The organism is Sphingopyxis flava (genome assembly GCF_900168005.1).
Lineage (GTDB): Bacteria > Pseudomonadota > Alphaproteobacteria > Sphingomonadales > Sphingomonadaceae > Sphingopyxis > Sphingopyxis flava.
Window position 1 is genome coordinate 1 of record NZ_FUYP01000015.1, and the last position, 17,148, is coordinate 17,148.

Consider the following 17,148-nt stretch of genomic DNA (forward strand, 5'->3'; position numbering starts at 1 on the left):
GCCAGCGACAATCAAACACACCAAAACGGAACTGTCGCGGTCAGAATCTTCTCATCCTGATTGCCGCAACTTCTCATCCAGTTTGTCGCGCTACAGACATTATCGTTACCTGACCCATCGCACCGTCTCTAACACTGCTGCAAACACCAGCGCTTGCACCAGTGCCATCTCAGATTATTCGATTAATCCCACAAGGCGACCGCTAACGGAGGCGTACCTTCTACTCGCTCGCCGAGGCCCAGATACCGATCGAGGCCTGGCGGCGTCATTACAACACCGTCCGGCCGCACAGCTCGCTGGGATACCGACCACCAGCGCCAGAGGCCGTTCCATCGCCAGTGTCGCCCTCCGGTTCCGCTTCGCTCCACCTACGGACAACACTGGCGAGGGAGGCGTCAATGCACTAACAATCCCCGCGGACCACTCGGTGGGAGCCGGTCACGCGAGCTGATCGAGGCGGCAGGAGCAACGCTGCTGTTCCTCCCGCCCTACAGTCCCGACTTCAACCCGATCGAGAAGGCCTTCGCCCGGCTCAAGGCGATGCTCCGCAAGGCAGAAGAGCGAACCGTGTCCGACCTCTGGGATCTGATCGGCAGGCTCGTCGACTTCTTCCAGCCCGACGAATGTGCAAACTACTTCAGCTCATGTGGATACGAACCAGAGTGAACGGAATCCGCTCTAGCGTTTCGTTTGGCGTTGCACGCTCGTGCCGAGAGCCACTGGCTCACGCGAGCACCACCGTCTGGTTGCCATTGGGCAGCACGCGGTGCTCTGCGTGCCAGCGCACGGCACGGGATAGCACAGATGCTTCGACCTCCCGCCCGATGGCGACCATTTCCTCGGCGGACGTCGCATGGGTCACGCGACGCACATCCTGTTCGATGATGGGACCTTCGTCCAGTTCCGCTGTGACATAGTGGGCGGTCGCACCGATCAGCTTTACGCCTCGGCTCTTCGCCTGGTGATAAGGCTTGGCACCCTTGAAGCTGGGCAAAAAACTGTGGTGGATATTGATGCATCGTCCGGCAAGCGCGTCGGCAAAATCATCGGAGAGGATCTGCATGTAGCGCGCAAGCACAGTCAGTTCGGCCCCGCTCTCGCGGATGAGAGCGAGGAAGCGCGCCTCCTGTACAGACTTATCCCTACGGTCGATCGGGAGGTGATAAAAGGCGAGTCCGTGCCACTCGACCAACGCGCGGGCGGTCTCGTGATTAGAGACGACCCCGACGATACGGATCGGCAACTGGCCGATTTCGGCTTTGTGAATCAGATCGATCAGGCAGTGGTGAAATTTGGATACCGCGATCAACACCGGCATGGGGCGCTGCAGGTCGTGGATTTCCCAATCGAGTTTCAGCTTCGCTGCGAGCTCGGGCATGCGCGCCTCGAGCTCGGCGATTTTCGCGGTCCCGCTCGCCAGTTCGATACGAACGAAGAAGGCAACGCTTTCGGGGTCGCCATAGATCGACGCTTCGCGGATGTCCCATCCGCTCTCGACGAGAAACGGTGTTACCAGTGCGAGTATGCCGGGGCGATCCGGACAGCGGAACCGCAACACACAGGAAGCGGCAGCGTTTACGGCATCCATCATCGTCTCCGTGGATGGTTCACGTTGCCGGCGCATCATGGTCGAGCAGCAACGTCAGATATTCAGCGTAGCTCTGGTCGACGATGAGCCAGAAGCTGGGGCAATCATCGAGCCGTGCCAGCGTCACTCCGACGTCGCCGAACCGGGTGCGTGCAGCGTGATTCGTGGGAAAGCTCGCCGGATGCAGATCGAGGTCGCAATAGGCGGCGATGCGACCGATCGCCTGGGGACCCGACAAGCGTAGCAGCGCTGCGCCATGGCTCATATCCAGTACGAGCGCGAGATCTTCGCGAAACGCCTCAGCGACACGAGTCAGTGCCGCTTGTACGGCGTCGGCGCTGCCGATGATCGTCCATTCCTGTGGCCCCAGCGGGATACAGGCAAGACGGTCGTCGCGCATCATCCGCCCTCCCGCCGGGGATTCCAGACCGAGAGCAAGCGACAGCCGGACATCCGCATCGGACGCGGCGATCCGCACCTTGCCGATGCCGAAATCCTCTTCGGTATGCCAACAGCGTTGCGGCCCTGGTTCAGACATCGAGCCGCGCTCCTTCCGGATCGTAACGACACCGCTCGACGATCCGCCCTTCGCGCCACCGGCCGAGGTCCCAAATCCGCACCGCTTCACCGATGCGCGCCGCCCCGTCGTTGACCATCGCCAGCGCCACCGGCGCGTCGATGGTGGGAGACCAGGCGCTCGAGGTGATCCAGCCATCGCTGCCTATCGCCGCCTTACGGCCCACACCTACGATATGGGCGCCCACCTCGGCCGGCTGTGTTCCGTCCACCGCAATGCCGACTAACTGACGTCGACCGTCGCGAAGCGAATCCGGGCGTTGGGTCGAGCGACGCCCTATAAAATCGCTCTTCTTCTTCGCCAGTAGAGCGGCGAAGCCGACATCCTGCGGCTGCGTGGCACCGTCTGTTTCCGAGCCCACATGCAGGAATCCCTTCTCGATGCGCATGGTCATCAGCGCTTCGATCCCGAACGGGGTGAGCCCGTGCGGCTCGCCGGCGGCTGTCAACGCCGTCCAAAGAGGGTCGACATCGCGCCAGGGAACCGCGATTTCATAGGAAAGCTCGCCGGAAAAACTGATGCGCGCCACGCGTGCGCGGATGCCAGCGATCTCGCCCTCGCGATGCTGCATGTGCGGAAAGGCCGCAGCACCGAAATCGATCGAACTGTCGAGCGCGTCAAGCACATCGCGCGCTTTCGGCCCGGCGAGGTTCAGTACCGCCCAGCAGGTCGTCACGTCCTGTGTCAGAACGCGAAGACCGGGCCATTCGCACTGGAGCCATTCCTCGAGGATCTCGGCGATCGCTGCCACGTGGCCGCTGGTCGTGCCAACCAGAAAATGATCTTCGGCAAGGCGAGTGACAATGCCGTCGTCGAAGATCGTGCCGTTTTCGTTCAGCATCAGGGCATAGCGGCATCGGCCTGGCTTCAGCGTGCTGATCGTATTGACGTAGATCCGATCGAGAAAGGCGGCGGCGTCGGGCCCTTTGACCTCGATCTTGCCAAGTGGAGAGGATTCGACCAGGCCGACGCCTGTACGTACAGCGCGAACCTCGCGCGCGATTGCTTGCGCTTCCGTTTCGCCGGCTCGCGGATAGGCGACCGGGCGCATCCAACCGCCATACTCCTCGATCCTGGCTCCGGCCGCTACGTGCCGGTGGTCAAGCGCCAGGCGGCGGCGCGGAACCAGTCCATCGCCGACACGGTGCCCTGCAAAGACGCCGATCGCGGTCGGATCATAGGGCGGACGGAAGCGCGTCGTCCCGATCGCTTCCATCGGTCGGCTGAGCAACTGCGAGAGGACACCGATACCGCTTACGTTGGAAATTTTGCCCTGGTCCGTTGCCATGCCCAGCGTCGTGTAGCGCTTCAAGTGTTCGACCGAACGGAAGTTCTCCCGCGCGGCGATGGCGATGTCGCCTGCGGTCACGTCGTTCTGGAAATCGACCCAGGCAAGCGGATCGGGTTCGGCGGTTCGCGATAGCGACCAGATCGGTCGCACCGGCGCGTTGACGGGGTCCGTAACCCGGCCCCGCGCTGCTACGAGTGTGCTGTCGATCGAGAAGTCCCCAGCCGCCCCGCCGAGACTGAGAATTCCGTCTCGCGGATTGGGCAGGAAACTCTGTAGTGCCGAATCGAGCCGCAGTCCGCCGCCGGCCTGGGAATGGAGATGCACCGCCGGATTCCAGCCGCCGGACATAAGCAGCGTGTCGCAGGCGAAGTGTTCGGACTTGCCGGAAAGACGGCCCTGCGCGTCTAGCGCAGCGACTTTTACGGCGCGAACCCGTTTCCCACCCACGGCCCGCTCGGGTGCGGCGCCGCAGCGCACGGCGATGCCCATCGCGTCGGCGGTAGCCAGCAGTGTCGGCGGCGGCGCTGTCCGCGCATCAACGATCGCCACGATCCGCGCGCCGGCTTTGGCCAGCGAGACGGCGGCGTGCCAGCCACTGTCGTTGTTCGTGGCGATCACCAGTTGGCGCCCGACCAATACGCCATAGCGATGCAAATACACCGCCGCTGCGCCCGCCAGCATAATGCCCGGCAGGTCGTTATTGGCGAAAGCCAGCGGTCGCTCGAACGCGCCGGTAGCGAGGATCACCTCTCCCGCGCGTACTCGCCACAGCCGCTGGCGAGCGCCGGTGCGATCGGCGAGTGGCATGTGGTCGGTAACGCGCTCGCACAGCGCGACCAGACCATCATCATAGTGACCGGTGGCCAGGGTCCGGTTGTGCAAGGCGACGTTCGGCAAGTCGGCAAGTTCACGCAGTGCAGATGCGATCCAGGCCTGCGCCGGTTTGCTCTCGACGAGTTCCTCGCTGCCGGCGAACCGTCCACCCCAATGGGCACCGCCCGTAACCAGCATGACCCGACGCCCCGTGCGCCCAGCTGCCAGCGCGGCGGCAAGCCCCGCGATACCGCCGCCGATCACCAGCGCGTCGCAATGGGCGCTCAGTTGCGCATAGATGTCGGGGTCGGCGTTTTTCGGCGATTGGCCGAGGCCGGCGGCTTTGCGGATCAGCGGCTCGAACAGCAGCCAGTTCGGCCACATGAAGGTCTTGTAGTAGAATGCGGCTGGAATGAAGCGCTTGAACAGCGCGTTGACCGCCATCAAGTCGAAGTTGACGCTGGGCCAGGCATTGACGGGCTGGGCATAGAGCTCGTCGTAGAGTTCGACATAAGAGGCTTTCAGGTTGGGGATCGTCGCTGCGCCGCGCTCGAGCTGGACGATTGCATTCGGCTCGTCGAGCCCGGCGGCGAGGAGCCCACGCGGGCGATGGTATTTGAAGCTGCGGCCGAACAGGCTGACCCCGTTGGCCAGCAAGGCCGAGGCAAGCGTATCGCCTGCAAAGCCGGTGTAATCCCTGCCCGCCCAGCGAAAGCGGATCGTGCGCGACCGATCGATCGCCACGCCGCCTGCAACGCGACCGCCGCTCATCGGTCACCTCCAAGTTCAGGGCGTGGATCGGACATCCCGTATACCGCGGCGAGGCGATGGTCTGTCGTGCTGCGGACGACATTGAACCAACGGCCGCAGCCGAAACGATGCAGCCATCGCTCGTAGCCGAGACCTTTGGGGTTGTCCCGGTAGAAGAGATAGTCGGCCCAAACGGTGTCATCCACCGCATCGGGGGTTTCCGGACGGACAATATGACCCTCGCCGCCACAGCGAAATTCACGTTCCGAACGGGGGCCGCACCAGGGACAATCGATCAGCATCATGACAGTATCCTCAATGCGCGATGCCAGATGCAGCGGCTTCGTCGATCAGCGCGCCAGTCCGGAAGCGGCCGAGCCCAAAGGCCGTGGCAAGGGAATGGGGCGAGCCGGTCGCCATTTCATGCGCCAGGCAATAGCCGCCACCCGGAATCGCCTTGAATCCGCCTGTGCCCCAGCCACAGTTGAGATAGAGACCCTCGACCGGGCTTTCCCCCAGGATCGGGGTGGAATCGTGCACGACATCGACGATGCCGGCCCATTGCCGCAACAGCCGCACGCGCGAGAACTGCGGGAACATGTCGATCAGACCGCCCGCCACCTGTTCGAGCGTGGGTAGACTCCCGCGCTGCGCATAGGATGGAAACAGATCAAGCGCGCCGCCCAGCACCAGCTCGCCCTTGTCCGACTGGCTGACGTAGACTCCGGTGGCAGGCGATAGCACGATTGTGTCGAGGACCGGCTTCATCGGCTCCGACACGAACGCCTGGAGCGCATAGGAAACGATCGGCAGGCGGAAACCTGCAAGCTTCGCCATGGCGCTGCTGTGACCGGCCACCGCCATACCCACCCGCTCGCTGGCTATATCGCCGCGCGACGTCTTTACGCCGCGGATCTTGCCTCCCCGGATATCGAAGCCGAGCACTTCACAATTCTGGACGATATCGACGCCCAACGAATCGGCGGCGCGCGCATAACCCCAGGCGACCGCGTCATGCCGCGCGGTGCCGGCACGCGGCTGAAGCAGGCCCGCCAGAACTGGGAAACGCCTCGGGCGAAGGCCGGGGATCCGCCGCAGCACTTCATCACCTTCGACCCATTCGACGTCGGCGCCGTTGCGCAGCATCGCGTTGGCCGAGCGGCGCAGCATCTCCAGTCCGTGACGATCCTGTGCCAGCGACCACATGCCGCGGCGCGAGAACATGATGTTGTAGTTGAGTTCGCGCGACAGTCCTTCGTAGAGCGACAGCGCGAAGTCATAGAATTGCGTGCTTTCCGGAAAAAAATAGTTCGAACGGATTACCGTGGTGTTGCGCCCGGTATTGCCGCCACCGATCCATGCGCGTTCGAGCAACGCAATATTGCGCATGCCATGCAGCTTGGCGAGATAATAGGCTGTCGCGAGCCCGTGGCCGCCGCCGCCGATGATGATCGCATCGTACGCCTTTTTCGGCTCGCCATTGCGCCACGCAGGCTTCCATCCTTGATGACCGCTCAATCCCTCCCGCAGCAGTGACAGGGCGGAGTATCTCGTTGTCATGCCGTCGACTCCTCCATAGACGCGCATACATAACTGTATGCTCTGATTCAAGTCTACCCAAGTGCGAATACGGCCCCAGCGTGGGATAGGTGCCTTTTCTCGGATGGATCACGCGTGTTCGCGGCGAAGCGCCAGGATTCTTGTTAGAACTTATTGCAGACAGGAATGTATCTGTTGTACCCAACCACGCAGGTGAAAGGAATTGGCATGGGCGAAGCCGCTGCGCGAGCACTAATCGAAGACAGTCTGGTGTGGGACAATCATGGGTGCATGCCCTTGCGCCCCCATGACGACAGCTTCTTGCCTCGACTGGCGCGCTACAAGGCCGCTGGCATGACAGCGGTGAGCCTCAACGTGGGGTTCGGCGAGCAGGGCATCGAAGATCACGTCCGAATGATCGCGCATTTCCGGCACTGGTTAGCGCGACATGCATCCGACTATCTTATGGCGTCGACGGCAGATGACATCGAGCTGGCCCGCCGCACAGGCAGGCTGGCCGTCTTGTTCGATATCGAGGGCATGAATGCCGTTGCTGACCAGCCAAGCCTTGTTCAACTCTACTATGAACTTGGCGTCCGCTGGATGCTGATCGCCTACAATCGAAGCAATCGCGCCGGCGGCGGGTGTCAGGACGACGATGCGGGGCTCACTCTGTTTGGCAAGCAGGTGCTCGACGAAATGGCGCGGGTCGGGATGGTCGCATGTTGCTCGCATACGGGATACCGCACTTCGCGAGATGTCATGGCCTATAGCGGCCGTCCCGTGATCTTCTCGCATTCGAACCCGCGCGCCGTTCACGATCATCCCCGCAATGTGCCCGACGACTTACTTCGCGCTTGCGCCGCGACCGGCGGTGTCGTGGGCGTCAACGGTATCGGTCTCTTTCTTGCGGACGAAGGTGATCTCATTGAGAGCCTGGTACGCCATATCGACTACCTCGCCGAGTTGATCGGGTTCGAACATGTTGGACTTGGCCTGGACTATGTGTTCGACCGCTCCGAGATCGAGGCGCTCAACACCGCCGATCAGGAGGGGTTTCCCCCAGAACTTGGCTACGGGCGCAAACTCGAGATGGTTCCCCCGGAGGCGCTGGAGGAGATTGTCACCCGCCTGATTCGCCTCGGCTACCGCGACGATCAGCTTCGCGCCATTCTCGGGGGGAATCTAATGCGGGTCGCGCGTACCGTTTGGCGTCCGCCCGTTTCGTGCCGTTCGACCCTTGCCCCATGAGGGCAGTGCGCGCCGCGCTCACGCTTGTTGCTCGACACGGCCACGCGATCGAGCGGGCGGCGTATACTGACTGCAGTGCACCCTTCATCCTTTTCTGCGATTAAGCGAAGGGTTCCCTATTGGATATGAGTCATACATTTCTGTTCTTCTGGACAACAGGAAATGTATGGTAAATGACCCGGAGACATGGAATCAGCACGTCTTGCCCAGGAGTGACCATCCCGCCATGCCTGCCGATATAAAACGCCGCCTCACGCGCGAAGATTGGCTCGCCATTGCCAAGAAAGCGCTTGTGGCGTCGGGCATTGACGATGTGAAAATCGACCGGCTCGCACGACGCATGAAGGTGACCCGGGGAAGCTTCTATTATCATTTTGCTGATCGCAAGGATTTGCACGCCGCACTTCTGCGCGACTGGGAGGTGAGAAACGGCGTCGAGATCGCGCAGGTGCGCGATCGCTGGGCTCTTGATGAGCCCGATCTGACCGAGATTGCAGCCACCTGGCTCCGCAACGACTCCGGTTTCCTGGCCTTCGACATGGCGGTGAGAATGTGGGCACGAAAGTCACCGTCCGTGGCAAGAGTGGTCCACCGCACTGATAAGGCATGGGTGGACCTGCTGACCGATCTCTTTTGCCAAAGCGGCTACTCCGATGACGAAGCGCTCGTGCGTGCCCGCATCACATATTTCCACCAGATCGGCTATTATGCACTCGACGTAAGGGAGACGCTCGAGGAGCGGCTCCGTCTCGTCCCCATTTATTATGCCGTGCTTTCCGGAAAGCCGCCGCCTCCCGCTCTCGACGAGATGCTTGCAGGGTTGAAACCACGCCGTGCCGCCCGCTGATCCGATTTTTGGCGTCGCCTTCCATCAAATCGTGGAGGTGCCGTGTGCTGGCAACTGACATGACGCAGCTGGAATATCCACTTCAAGGCAAGCGCGGCGCGCCATCCGATTACCGATGCGCAACGTCTCAACCGCGCATGCGCGTGTTGAGACGCGACCCAGTCTGACGAATTAAAATGTCACTCGGGCGCTGATGCCGGTCACGCGCGGTCGTTGTTCGACATTCTCCAGCAGAACGCCGAAGGGCCCGACTACCAGCGGCGCATCTTCGTCGAAAAGATTGTCGGCAAATGCCGAAAGTTCCAAATTGCCGATCGAGATGCCAGCACGCAAATTGACGAGGTCTCGTGCCGGACGCTCCACGATCTGACCGCCAAGGTTGCGGAGCGTTATCTGACTGCTGCCGCCGTGCTGATAATCAGCACGGAAAAAGGCTTCTGCCGAACCGTTCAGTGCATGCCGATAGTCCAGCGACGCCGAATAGCTTTCTCGCACGGCACCATCGACCGGGTCACCAGCGGCTTTGTCGGCGGTAGCCTCGTCATATTCAAGATTGTTCCAGCCATAGCTCGCGGACAACGTCAGTCCCTTCACCGGCTTGGCCGTCGCGGAAAAGTCGACGCCCCAACCCGACACTTGACCGGCGTTCGAAATGATCGTCAGTGCGCTGCCTGGCGCGAACACGTAGGACTGCACGTCGCTCCAGTCACTGTAATAGACGGCCGCGTCGAGGAGCAGTTTGTTGCCGAACACCTGATGCTTGGTGCCGAATTCGTAAGTCCAGATCGCGTCGGGTTCATAGACCGGATCGACGGGAATCACGCCGCCGCCCGCCGAAACCTGGTTGAAACCGCCGCTGCGAAAACCTTTGGCAACGTTGACATAGACCATTGACCGGTCGGTGAAGGCGTAGCTCACATTGAACCGTGGATTGAGGCTGTCGAAGGTGTCCTTGCCCACATCGGTCGATGGCACACCGAAGTTTACGCTGGTTCCACCGAGCCGCTTGCAATCTTCGAAATAGCGCAGCCCCACGCGTACCGCCAACTTGGGGGTAAACTGGTAGCCGATCTCGCCATAAAGCGCGAAAGATCGTGACGTGCGTTCCTGTGTGGCTTCGATCAACGCGAATGGAAGGGATCCCGGCGACGTCGAGGTTGACGTTCGCAGGTTGACGCCGAGGTCGCGGTAGGTGGCACCAAGCATCCAGTCGAACGGCCCGTCGCGGCGGGATGCAATGCGTAGTTCGGTATTGAAGACTTCGAATTGCGCACCGGTCGTCAGCGGCACGGCGGTGACAAAGCCGATGGGAAGCCCAAGTCCTAACGGCGGCGGTGCAGTGAGAACCGGCACATAGAAGGGCGAGACATCGTTCTGGGTATTCGTCTTGCGGCTGAGATATCCCGCGGAAGCCGTGAGAGTACCGAAATTGAGATCGTAATCGGTGACGACCTGTATGTGATCGTATTTGTCGCGATTGAAGGTCGGAACTGCGGCGATGGTCTGGCGATCGACGCCAAAATTCTGGTAGTTTTGGTCGGCTTCCTGATGAAGCAGGAGGACCGAGAGATTTAAGTCCTCGCTCGGCCGGGCCAGTATCTTTGCCCGCAGAGTCTTGACCTCGATTCCGTTCACGTCGTCCTGTCCGGTCACGACATTGTCGATGTAACCGCCGACTTTCTCGTAGCCCGCGACAACGCGGACACCCAATCGGTCGGTCACGATCGGCAGGTTGAGAACACCGCTGGCCTGATAGCCACTCGCGCCATCCTCGGTTCCAGAATATTCGACATCGAGCGAGCCTCCGATGCGCCCGAGATCAGGCGAGGCGGCGATGTATCGGATAGTCCCGCCCATCGCCCCCTCTCCGTAGAGGGTGGCCTGGGGGCCGCGCAGAACTTCAACGCGCTCCATGTCGAGCAGCCGGATGTCAAGCCCGGTTCCCTGGGTATCGAAGGTAACCGGCATTTCATCGAGATACACACCGACAGTCGGCGCGCCGAGCGAATTCGATACGCCGCGGATCTGAATATACTCCACGCCGGGACCGTAATCGAACGACGACAGACCGGGTACCGAATATTGCAGATCGGAGAGCTGCGATACGCCGCGCGCCTGGAGTTCCTCGCCTGTCAGGGCACTCACGGACAGCGGAACGTCCTGGAGGCGCTGTTCGAAACGCTGGGCGGTCACCACGATCTCGGAAGCTTGCGCTTCCTTGTCTGCCCCAGACTCTTCCACGGGATTCGTGGTGGAGACTGGCGTCTGCGCGACCGCCAAGCCCGGCGCGACGACAATGCCCGCCAGCCACGCCAGCTTCAACTGGATCGTCCGCATCTCGAATTCTCCCCGGTCAATCGCCGCGCATCATTGCCCTTGAACCAACTTGAGTATGCAGTAATGTATGTTAGTGTCAAGAACGAATTTGGATGCGACGATAGCGGAAAGCCCAGTGAAAGTGGAGTGAGGAATAGCGCCTGATGTGGGAAATATGCCGCTTGTGCCTGGGAAAGAAGACATAAATGTCCGTTCAAGCGTGCGGGCCTGGTATGCATTGGCGGTTCTCATCGTTGCGGTGATTTTCGGATTTATCGACCGCCAGATCATTGTCCTTGTCGTCGAACCCATAAAGCGTGATCTCACGCTCAGCGATTTGCAGATTGGCGCAATCAACGGGCTCGGTCCTGCGCTATTCGCGGTCATTGCAGGCTATCCGCTGGCTTGGTTGGCCGACCGTGTCGACCGGCGCTGGCTGCTGATCGCGTGCATTCTGTTCTGGTCGGCCGCCACCGCCGCGCGGAGTTTCGCAGGTGATTTTGGCGAACTGATGATCTTTACAATCGGGATCGCAGTTGGGGAGGCGGTCCTTACACCGATAACCTATTCGCTGATCCCCGATCTGTTCAGGGGCAAGCGCCACGAACTCGCCAATCTGATATTTTTCGGCGCGGTAGTTACCGGAGTCGGGATCGCTCTCATGCTCGGTGGTGCAGCGCTCGCAACCGTCGAATCGGTGCGCCCCCTGTTGCCGGAGGGATTGCGGCAATTGGCCGGATGGCGGATCGCTTTCCTGCTTGTTGCGCTTCCAGGCTTATTGGTCGCACTCGCCGTCATTCCCGTTCCGGCAGGGCGGGCGCCGAGGCCGGCCTCGGCGCCGCAATCGCTCGTCGCCTCCAAATCGTTGTCGCGCTATCTCCGCGCGGAGTGGCGTACAGTAGGCCCTATCTTTGCAGCCAGCGGCCTCTACGCCTTTGCCTTTGGCGCCTTGTCGCTCTGGCTGCCGGCGGCCATTATCCGTGAACTCGGCGCGTCCGCCCAGGCGGTGGGTGTAAACTATGGTCTCACATTCACCATTGCGGCAGCGCTCGGCGTGATTTGTGCAATAGCGCTTGCGGGCTTTTGGCGCCGCGCGGCCGGAGAGGCGCATATCCTGCGCGCCCTTTGGGTGATGATCACGGCCGCACTGCTGCCGATTCTTGCGTTGTCGCTGGTCGCAACACCGACCTACGCTTATCTTCTCACGGGAGTTTCCGTCACGCTGCTGATTTGCGGTAATGCCTATTCTCCCACGATGTTGCAGAATCTATCTCCGCCGCTGCTCCGTGCGCGTGTCGGCGCGGTGTCGATGATCCTCTATGCCGCCTTCGGCGCTTGCGGCCCGATGGTCATCGGATTCCTTTCGGACGGAGCTGGCGCTGGCCTGATGCCGATCGTAGCGACCGTTTCCGCGGCGGCATTTGCAGGCGCGGCGCTTCTCTTCCGGCTCGCCGAGAAGCCCTATGTGAGAACCGTCCGCGCACTCGCTGTATCGGCGCCCCCAGGACACTAATGCCAGACGCTGCATTCATTTGTCACCGATGGCAGTTGGTTGCGTTTTGCATACATACATGTATTTTATATTTTTGGCGAAGGCTGCAAAAGAAGTCGTGATGATGAGCATGCGCGTTATAATCTCGAGCATACAGAAGTGAACAAAAAGGAGAGCGAGGCGATGAGTGGTACTCAGATCATGGCGGCGGAACGCAATCGAACGGCGGACCGGGCCGCCTACGACGCGCTCGTCGATATCGGAGCGTTTATCGAGGGCGACCGTATTCAGGCGAACTGGCTCGCCGACGGCCGCTTCTGGTTTGTGGAGGGCGATCCCGAGTGCCGAAACATCCAGGTTTTCGATCCCGCAACACGCGAAGCGACGAGTTTGTTCGACGTCGGAGTTTTGCGCGCCGCGCTCTCCGCCGCGGCCGGGAAGGCCTTACCCTATGACGGGGTTCCGTTCGAATCCTTCCATTTCACGCCCGATGGTGCCGTCAATTTCTCCTTCGACGGAGACGACTATCGTTTTGATCCGACGACCGGTACCGCTTCGCACATCCCGGGGCCCAATTTGGTTGACGTCCATCTGGGGACCGATCCCAAGTCGCGCATGACGCCGAAGATGATGCAGCGTCCAAATGTATTCCCCGATCCGGCGCCCGTGCCGGAAACCCTGTCGCCCGACGGTCGCCGCTTCGCTTCGCTCATTGATGGCGACATCTATATCCGGTCGGTTAGCGACACGCGGCTCGACCGCCTCACATTCGATGCCGAACCTGATTTTGGCTGGGATGTAGAATCGGTACGCATGGGCCTCAGTTCCAGCGGCGCATTGATGCATCTCACCGTCAATCCCTGGTCGCCGGACAGTAGCCGGCTGTACGCCACGCGCTTTGACCAGCGCCGTTCACGCCCACAGTTGCGAATCCGCTACCTACGGCACTTCGATGAAGTGGAGCAGGTGCAGTTTGCGCGCGCAGGGGATGCGCTCGCGGAGACGCCGCCCTATGTTATCAACATCTTCAGCGGAGCGCAGGTCGCCCTCGACGTCGATGCGCGCAATGCCTTCATTCTGCTGCTCGGGTGGAACCCGGGCGGGGACGCCGTTTATCTTTGCCGTATATCGCGCGATATGAAACGGGCGGAAGTTATCGTTGCCGATGCGGCGACGGGCGCGGTCCGCACTCTGTTTTCGGAGGAAGCCGAAACCTTCCTCCGCATCCAGCATGAGGTCATCGGCGGCCGCTCAGGCTGCACTCTCCTTCCCAACGAACAGGGCTTTGTTTGGGAATCGGAGCGCAGTGGCTGGAAGCACCTTTATCATTATGACCTTGACGGCAATCTCGTCCGCCAATTGACCGACGGCGAATGGCCGGTCGCCGAAGTCCTCTGTGTCGATCCCGTGAAGAACTGGATTTATATTTCCGCCGGGATCGACCAGGCGAGGCCCTATGACCTCCACATCGCAAGGGTTCGGTTGGCTGGCGGTGAGGTCGAACGGTTGACGACCGCGCCAGGCGTGCATGAAGCGCAGTTTGCACCGGACTTTTCCATCTTTATCGACACTGTGGAGGGCCCAGGCTTGCCACCGCGGAGCCGTGTGATCGCCGCCGATGGCAAGATGCTTCACGAGTTTCCCGAAGCCGATGTGAGCGCCTTGATTGCAGCGGGATGGACACCTCCTGAGGAATTCGCCGTGAAGGCGGCCGATGGCGAAACCGAGCTTCATGGCATTCTCTTCAAGCCGCGTGATTTTGATCCTTCGCTTCGCTATCCTGTGATCGAATACATTTATGGCGGCCCGCAAGTCGCCATGGTGCCGCGACGCTTCAAACCGCTGACACCGAGCCGGATGTTCTCGTTGCCGGCGCTCGCGCAGCTTGGATATATCGTCGTAGTGGTGGATGCGCGCGGCACGCCGCGGCGCTCCAAAGCTTTCCAGGATGAGGTTTATGGAAACTGGCGCTACAGCGTTACCGCCGACCATGCGGCGGCGCTTCGCAACGCGGCAGCGACGCGTCCGTGGATGGATCTCGATCGGGTTGGGATTTGGGGACATAGCTGGGGAGGCTACTTCACGGTCGCCAATATGCTCGACAACCCAGAACTTTACCGTGCCGGGGTAGCCTCGGCACCGGGCTTCGATCCTTATTCGGCCTTTATCTATGAGCCTTACCTTGGCGGCGTACCATCGCCCAGGACCAAGGCAGCCTACGATGAAGCGCTTCTCTATACAGATGCGCACAAGCTCGAAGGCGCGCTGATGATCATCGCCGGGATGAACGACATTGGTGTCTGGCATAGCGCGGTCAACATGACGAATGCGCTGATCGAGGCCGGCAAAGCGCATGAGCTTGTCGTTATGCCCGAGCAGTTCCACGGCTATGCGACTGCGCATGAGAACATGGCAATGAAGAAGATGTTCGAACATTTCGAACGCTATCTGCAGCGGGGCGAAGAAGTCCGGCTATGAATGCGCACGCCGGAACGCTCGGCGACATTGCCGAGGAAGTGTGGCAAGCACTTGTCGAACGCGACCCCTATATGGCGACGACGGCGGGCTTGCGGCCTTCGCAATATCCACGCGGCGATCTTGCGGAAGCGGAAGCCGTCGCTGCGAACGCGCGCGAGCGGCTCGCACGGCTTAAGCATATCGATTCATCGCAGTTGGATCGAACCGAACGCCTGACGCTTGCCCATCTTCGCTACTGGCTCGAAAACGAGGCGTGCGAACCATCGCGCTGGTGGACCGGATTCGGCGTCACGCCATATTCGATGTCGATCTTCTCGATCATGCCGCAGATGCTTTTTCCGGGTATCGATCTCGAAGACGCGGCAGAAGCGGAGCGCTATCTTGCGCTGGCAGAGGGCTATGTCCTGGCAGTGGTCGCGCTTCGCGACCGGCTCATAGCGCAGGCCGACATCGGTTGGCGGCTTCCGCGCCCCGCAATTGGTTGTGGGCGGAATACAATTGACGAAATTGCCGCCGCCGCTGCGGCGAGTATCGACCTCGAACCCAATCGTAAGGTATCTCCGGAAGTACGCGCACATATCAAAGCTCTCGTGGAGACACGCCTCCGCCCGGCCTTCGCCGAGCTTCGTGCAACGCTCGATGATGAATATGAGCGCCTGGCCCCCGAAGAGGCCGGGATGTGCCACCAGCCGGACGGTATCGATGCCTATCGAAATTGGGTCCGTTATCACCTGAGCTATGACGCCGACCCCTCGAAAATCCACGATGTCGGTCTTGCAGAAGTCGCGAACCTCGCCGAGGCGATGAAGCGGGTGCGCGTTGAAGCATTCGATCACAGTGGCAACGAGGCTTCGTTCCACAGCCGCCTCCGCAACGATTCGCGCGCCAAGGTGGCGACTGCGGAGGAACTCGAGGCCACCTACAAGCGGCACCTTGCGCGGATGGAGCTGGTTTTTGCCGGACTGGTGCGGAAGGCGCCGCGGGCAGCCGCTCGAATCCAGCGGCTTGCACCCGCGCTTGAAGCGGGGATGACGTTCGGTTACTATGAACCGCCGCCAACCCCTGGAGCGGACGGAATCTATCATTATAGCGGCAACGGAATTCCCGACCGGATGCAACTCAATGCCGCGCCGCTCATCTTCCACGAGTTGGTGCCGGGCCACCATATCGCGATCGCGCGCCAAAGCGAGAACGATGCCTTGCCCGACCTTCGAAGACGAACCTTCTCACTATCAGCCTTCAACGAAGGCTGGGCCGAATATTCTGCGGGGCTTGCTGAAGAGGCCGGCCTCTATGACGACCCATATGATCTCTATGGCTGGCTTGCCCATCAGCGGTTCGTGGCTCAGCGCCTCGTCGTGGATACGGGTCTCAACTTCTATGGATGGCCGCTTGAGCGCGCCCGCGCCTACATGCGAGCGAACACAATGGAATCGGATGCTCAGATCGCCTCGGAAACCTTACGCTACGCGACGGACATGCCGGGTCAGGCACTCGCCTATCGCATGGGCTTCCTTAAGTTTCGCGAGATACGCGAACGAATCCGCGACCGATTGGGCGAGGATTTCGATCTCGCCGATTTTCACGAAGCAATTCTCGATCAGGGCAGTCTACCGCTCGAGGTACTCGAGGATGCGTTCGACAGCTGGGATGGCGAGCGGGAGCCGGCGGCCAGCACATAAAGCGGAAGAGCGGACACGGTCATGGATCACCAATCGGTTCCCATCACAATCGTGAATCATGTCTCAATCGACATTTCCTGTTCGCCGGGGCGCGTGTGGGACGCGATTTTGGAAGACTATCTCTGCGCGCGCAAGTTCAGCGAGGCTGGCTATGCGATCGAACGCCTTGACGATCCAGTCTATTTCAGGGGCGGCTTTCGAATGCGGCTCGAGCACGACGGCGCTGTCGTCGATGAGCGCATCTGCTGCGTCACAGAATTAGACAAGACTGCGCGCCGTCTGAGCATGTATGCCGAATATCTAACCGCGCCGAATGAAATGAAGGTTCATGCTACATATCAGGCGCATCGGAGTTGGACCGGTACGAAATATTCGATCGACAGCTACGCCAGTTTTCATCCTGCCAGGCTGACTGAGGATGGCGAAACCGACATCAGCGCCGCCGTCGCGAAGATGGAGGCGCATTTCGAAGCCGCGCTGGTTCGCTATCTACAAGGCATTCAGAAAAGTCTTCAATCCTGAAA

12 protein-coding genes and 2 pseudogenes are annotated in these 17,148 nt (G+C 60.8%); 8 read left to right on the top strand and 6 right to left on the bottom strand.

Going from position 1 to position 17,148, the window contains the following annotated elements:
* Positions 1-218: 218 nt before the first annotated feature.
* Both B5X69_RS12740 and B5X69_RS12745 read left to right on the top strand, forming a co-directional pair.
* Positions 219-407, top strand: a pseudogene (locus B5X69_RS12740) (integrase core domain-containing protein); the annotation flags it as partial.
* 34 nt (positions 408-441) lie between these two features.
* A pseudogene (locus tag B5X69_RS12745) lies at positions 442-666 on the top strand (transposase); the annotation flags it as partial.
* Positions 667-724: 58 nt separating this feature from the next.
* On the opposite strand, the gene purU reads toward B5X69_RS12745, so the two are convergent.
* The 5 genes from purU to B5X69_RS12770 are packed head-to-tail and all read right to left on the bottom strand — an operon-like array spanning position 725 to position 6,579.
* A complete protein-coding gene (gene purU, locus B5X69_RS12750; protein WP_139375780.1) occupies positions 725-1,588 on the bottom strand; it encodes a formyltetrahydrofolate deformylase in 864 nt (287 codons plus the stop codon).
* Positions 1,589-1,607: 19 nt separating this feature from the next.
* On the bottom strand, positions 1,608-2,126 hold the full coding sequence (locus B5X69_RS12755; protein WP_079639097.1) for a sarcosine oxidase subunit gamma: 519 nt from the start codon (positions 2,124-2,126) through the stop codon (positions 1,608-1,610).
* A complete protein-coding gene (locus B5X69_RS12760; RefSeq protein ID WP_079639098.1) occupies positions 2,119-5,040 on the bottom strand; it encodes a sarcosine oxidase subunit alpha family protein in 2,922 nt (973 codons plus the stop codon). Before B5X69_RS12760 ends, B5X69_RS12755 begins: the two co-directional genes overlap by 8 nt.
* Positions 5,037-5,324, bottom strand: a complete 288-nt coding sequence (locus B5X69_RS12765; protein WP_079639099.1) for a sarcosine oxidase subunit delta — start codon at positions 5,322-5,324, stop codon at positions 5,037-5,039. The genes B5X69_RS12760 and B5X69_RS12765 overlap by 4 nt, the downstream gene beginning before the upstream one ends.
* A gap of 10 nt (positions 5,325-5,334) precedes the next feature.
* Complete coding sequence (locus B5X69_RS12770; protein WP_079639187.1) at positions 5,335-6,579, bottom strand: sarcosine oxidase subunit beta family protein; 1,245 nt, start codon at positions 6,577-6,579, stop codon at positions 5,335-5,337.
* Between the two features lie 207 nt (positions 6,580-6,786).
* Between B5X69_RS12770 and B5X69_RS12775 the strand changes: the two genes are divergently transcribed.
* The gene (locus B5X69_RS12775; protein WP_176141594.1) at positions 6,787-7,809 is read left to right on the top strand and encodes a dipeptidase; all 1,023 of its coding nucleotides are present in this window, start codon (positions 6,787-6,789) and stop codon (positions 7,807-7,809) included.
* Positions 7,810-8,035: 226 nt separating this feature from the next.
* Positions 8,036-8,656, top strand: a complete 621-nt coding sequence (locus B5X69_RS12780) for a TetR/AcrR family transcriptional regulator (RefSeq protein ID WP_176141595.1) — start codon at positions 8,036-8,038, stop codon at positions 8,654-8,656.
* Positions 8,657-8,827: 171 nt separating this feature from the next.
* Here B5X69_RS12780 and B5X69_RS12785 read toward each other — a convergent pair whose 3' ends face one another.
* A complete protein-coding gene (locus B5X69_RS12785) occupies positions 8,828-10,993 on the bottom strand; it encodes a TonB-dependent receptor (RefSeq protein ID WP_079639103.1) in 2,166 nt (721 codons plus the stop codon).
* Between the two features lie 217 nt (positions 10,994-11,210).
* Here B5X69_RS12785 and B5X69_RS12790 point away from each other — a divergent pair, with 217 nt between their 5' ends.
* The 4 genes from B5X69_RS12790 to B5X69_RS12805 all read left to right on the top strand — a co-directional run bounded on the left by B5X69_RS12790 (position 11,211) and on the right by B5X69_RS12805 (position 17,146).
* A complete protein-coding gene (locus B5X69_RS12790; RefSeq protein ID WP_176141596.1) occupies positions 11,211-12,485 on the top strand; it encodes an MFS transporter in 1,275 nt (424 codons plus the stop codon).
* Positions 12,486-12,647: 162 nt separating this feature from the next.
* Positions 12,648-14,942, top strand: coding sequence for a S9 family peptidase (locus tag B5X69_RS12795; RefSeq protein ID WP_139375781.1), 2,295 nt, complete (start codon positions 12,648-12,650; stop codon positions 14,940-14,942).
* Entirely contained in the window at positions 14,939-16,624 is a 1,686-nt protein-coding gene (locus B5X69_RS12800; RefSeq protein ID WP_079639106.1) for a DUF885 domain-containing protein, read from the top strand. Before B5X69_RS12795 ends, B5X69_RS12800 begins: the two co-directional genes overlap by 4 nt.
* A gap of 21 nt (positions 16,625-16,645) precedes the next feature.
* A complete protein-coding gene (locus tag B5X69_RS12805) occupies positions 16,646-17,146 on the top strand; it encodes a hypothetical protein (RefSeq protein WP_079639107.1) in 501 nt (166 codons plus the stop codon).
* The last annotated feature ends 2 nt before the right edge of the window (positions 17,147-17,148 follow it).

Coding starts and splice junctions, on each gene's coding strand:
- purU (WP_139375780.1), bottom strand. CDS start 1,588: ATGGATGCCGTAAACGCTGCCGCTTCCTGTGTGTTGCGGTTCCGCTGT.
- B5X69_RS12755 (WP_079639097.1), bottom strand. CDS start 2,126: ATGTCTGAACCAGGGCCGCAACGCTGTTGGCATACCGAAGAGGATTTC.
- B5X69_RS12765 (WP_079639099.1), bottom strand. CDS start 5,324: ATGATGCTGATCGATTGTCCCTGGTGCGGCCCCCGTTCGGAACGTGAA.
- B5X69_RS12805 (WP_079639107.1), top strand. CDS start 16,646: ATGGATCACCAATCGGTTCCCATCACAATCGTGAATCATGTCTCAATC.
- B5X69_RS12760 (WP_079639098.1), bottom strand. CDS start 5,040: ATGAGCGGCGGTCGCGTTGCAGGCGGCGTGGCGATCGATCGGTCGCGC.
- B5X69_RS12780 (WP_176141595.1), top strand. CDS start 8,036: ATGCCTGCCGATATAAAACGCCGCCTCACGCGCGAAGATTGGCTCGCC.
- B5X69_RS12800 (WP_079639106.1), top strand. CDS start 14,939: ATGAATGCGCACGCCGGAACGCTCGGCGACATTGCCGAGGAAGTGTGG.
- B5X69_RS12785 (WP_079639103.1), bottom strand. CDS start 10,993: ATGCGGACGATCCAGTTGAAGCTGGCGTGGCTGGCGGGCATTGTCGTC.
- B5X69_RS12795 (WP_139375781.1), top strand. CDS start 12,648: ATGAGTGGTACTCAGATCATGGCGGCGGAACGCAATCGAACGGCGGAC.
- B5X69_RS12770 (WP_079639187.1), bottom strand. CDS start 6,579: ATGACAACGAGATACTCCGCCCTGTCACTGCTGCGGGAGGGATTGAGC.
- B5X69_RS12775 (WP_176141594.1), top strand. CDS start 6,787: ATGGGCGAAGCCGCTGCGCGAGCACTAATCGAAGACAGTCTGGTGTGG.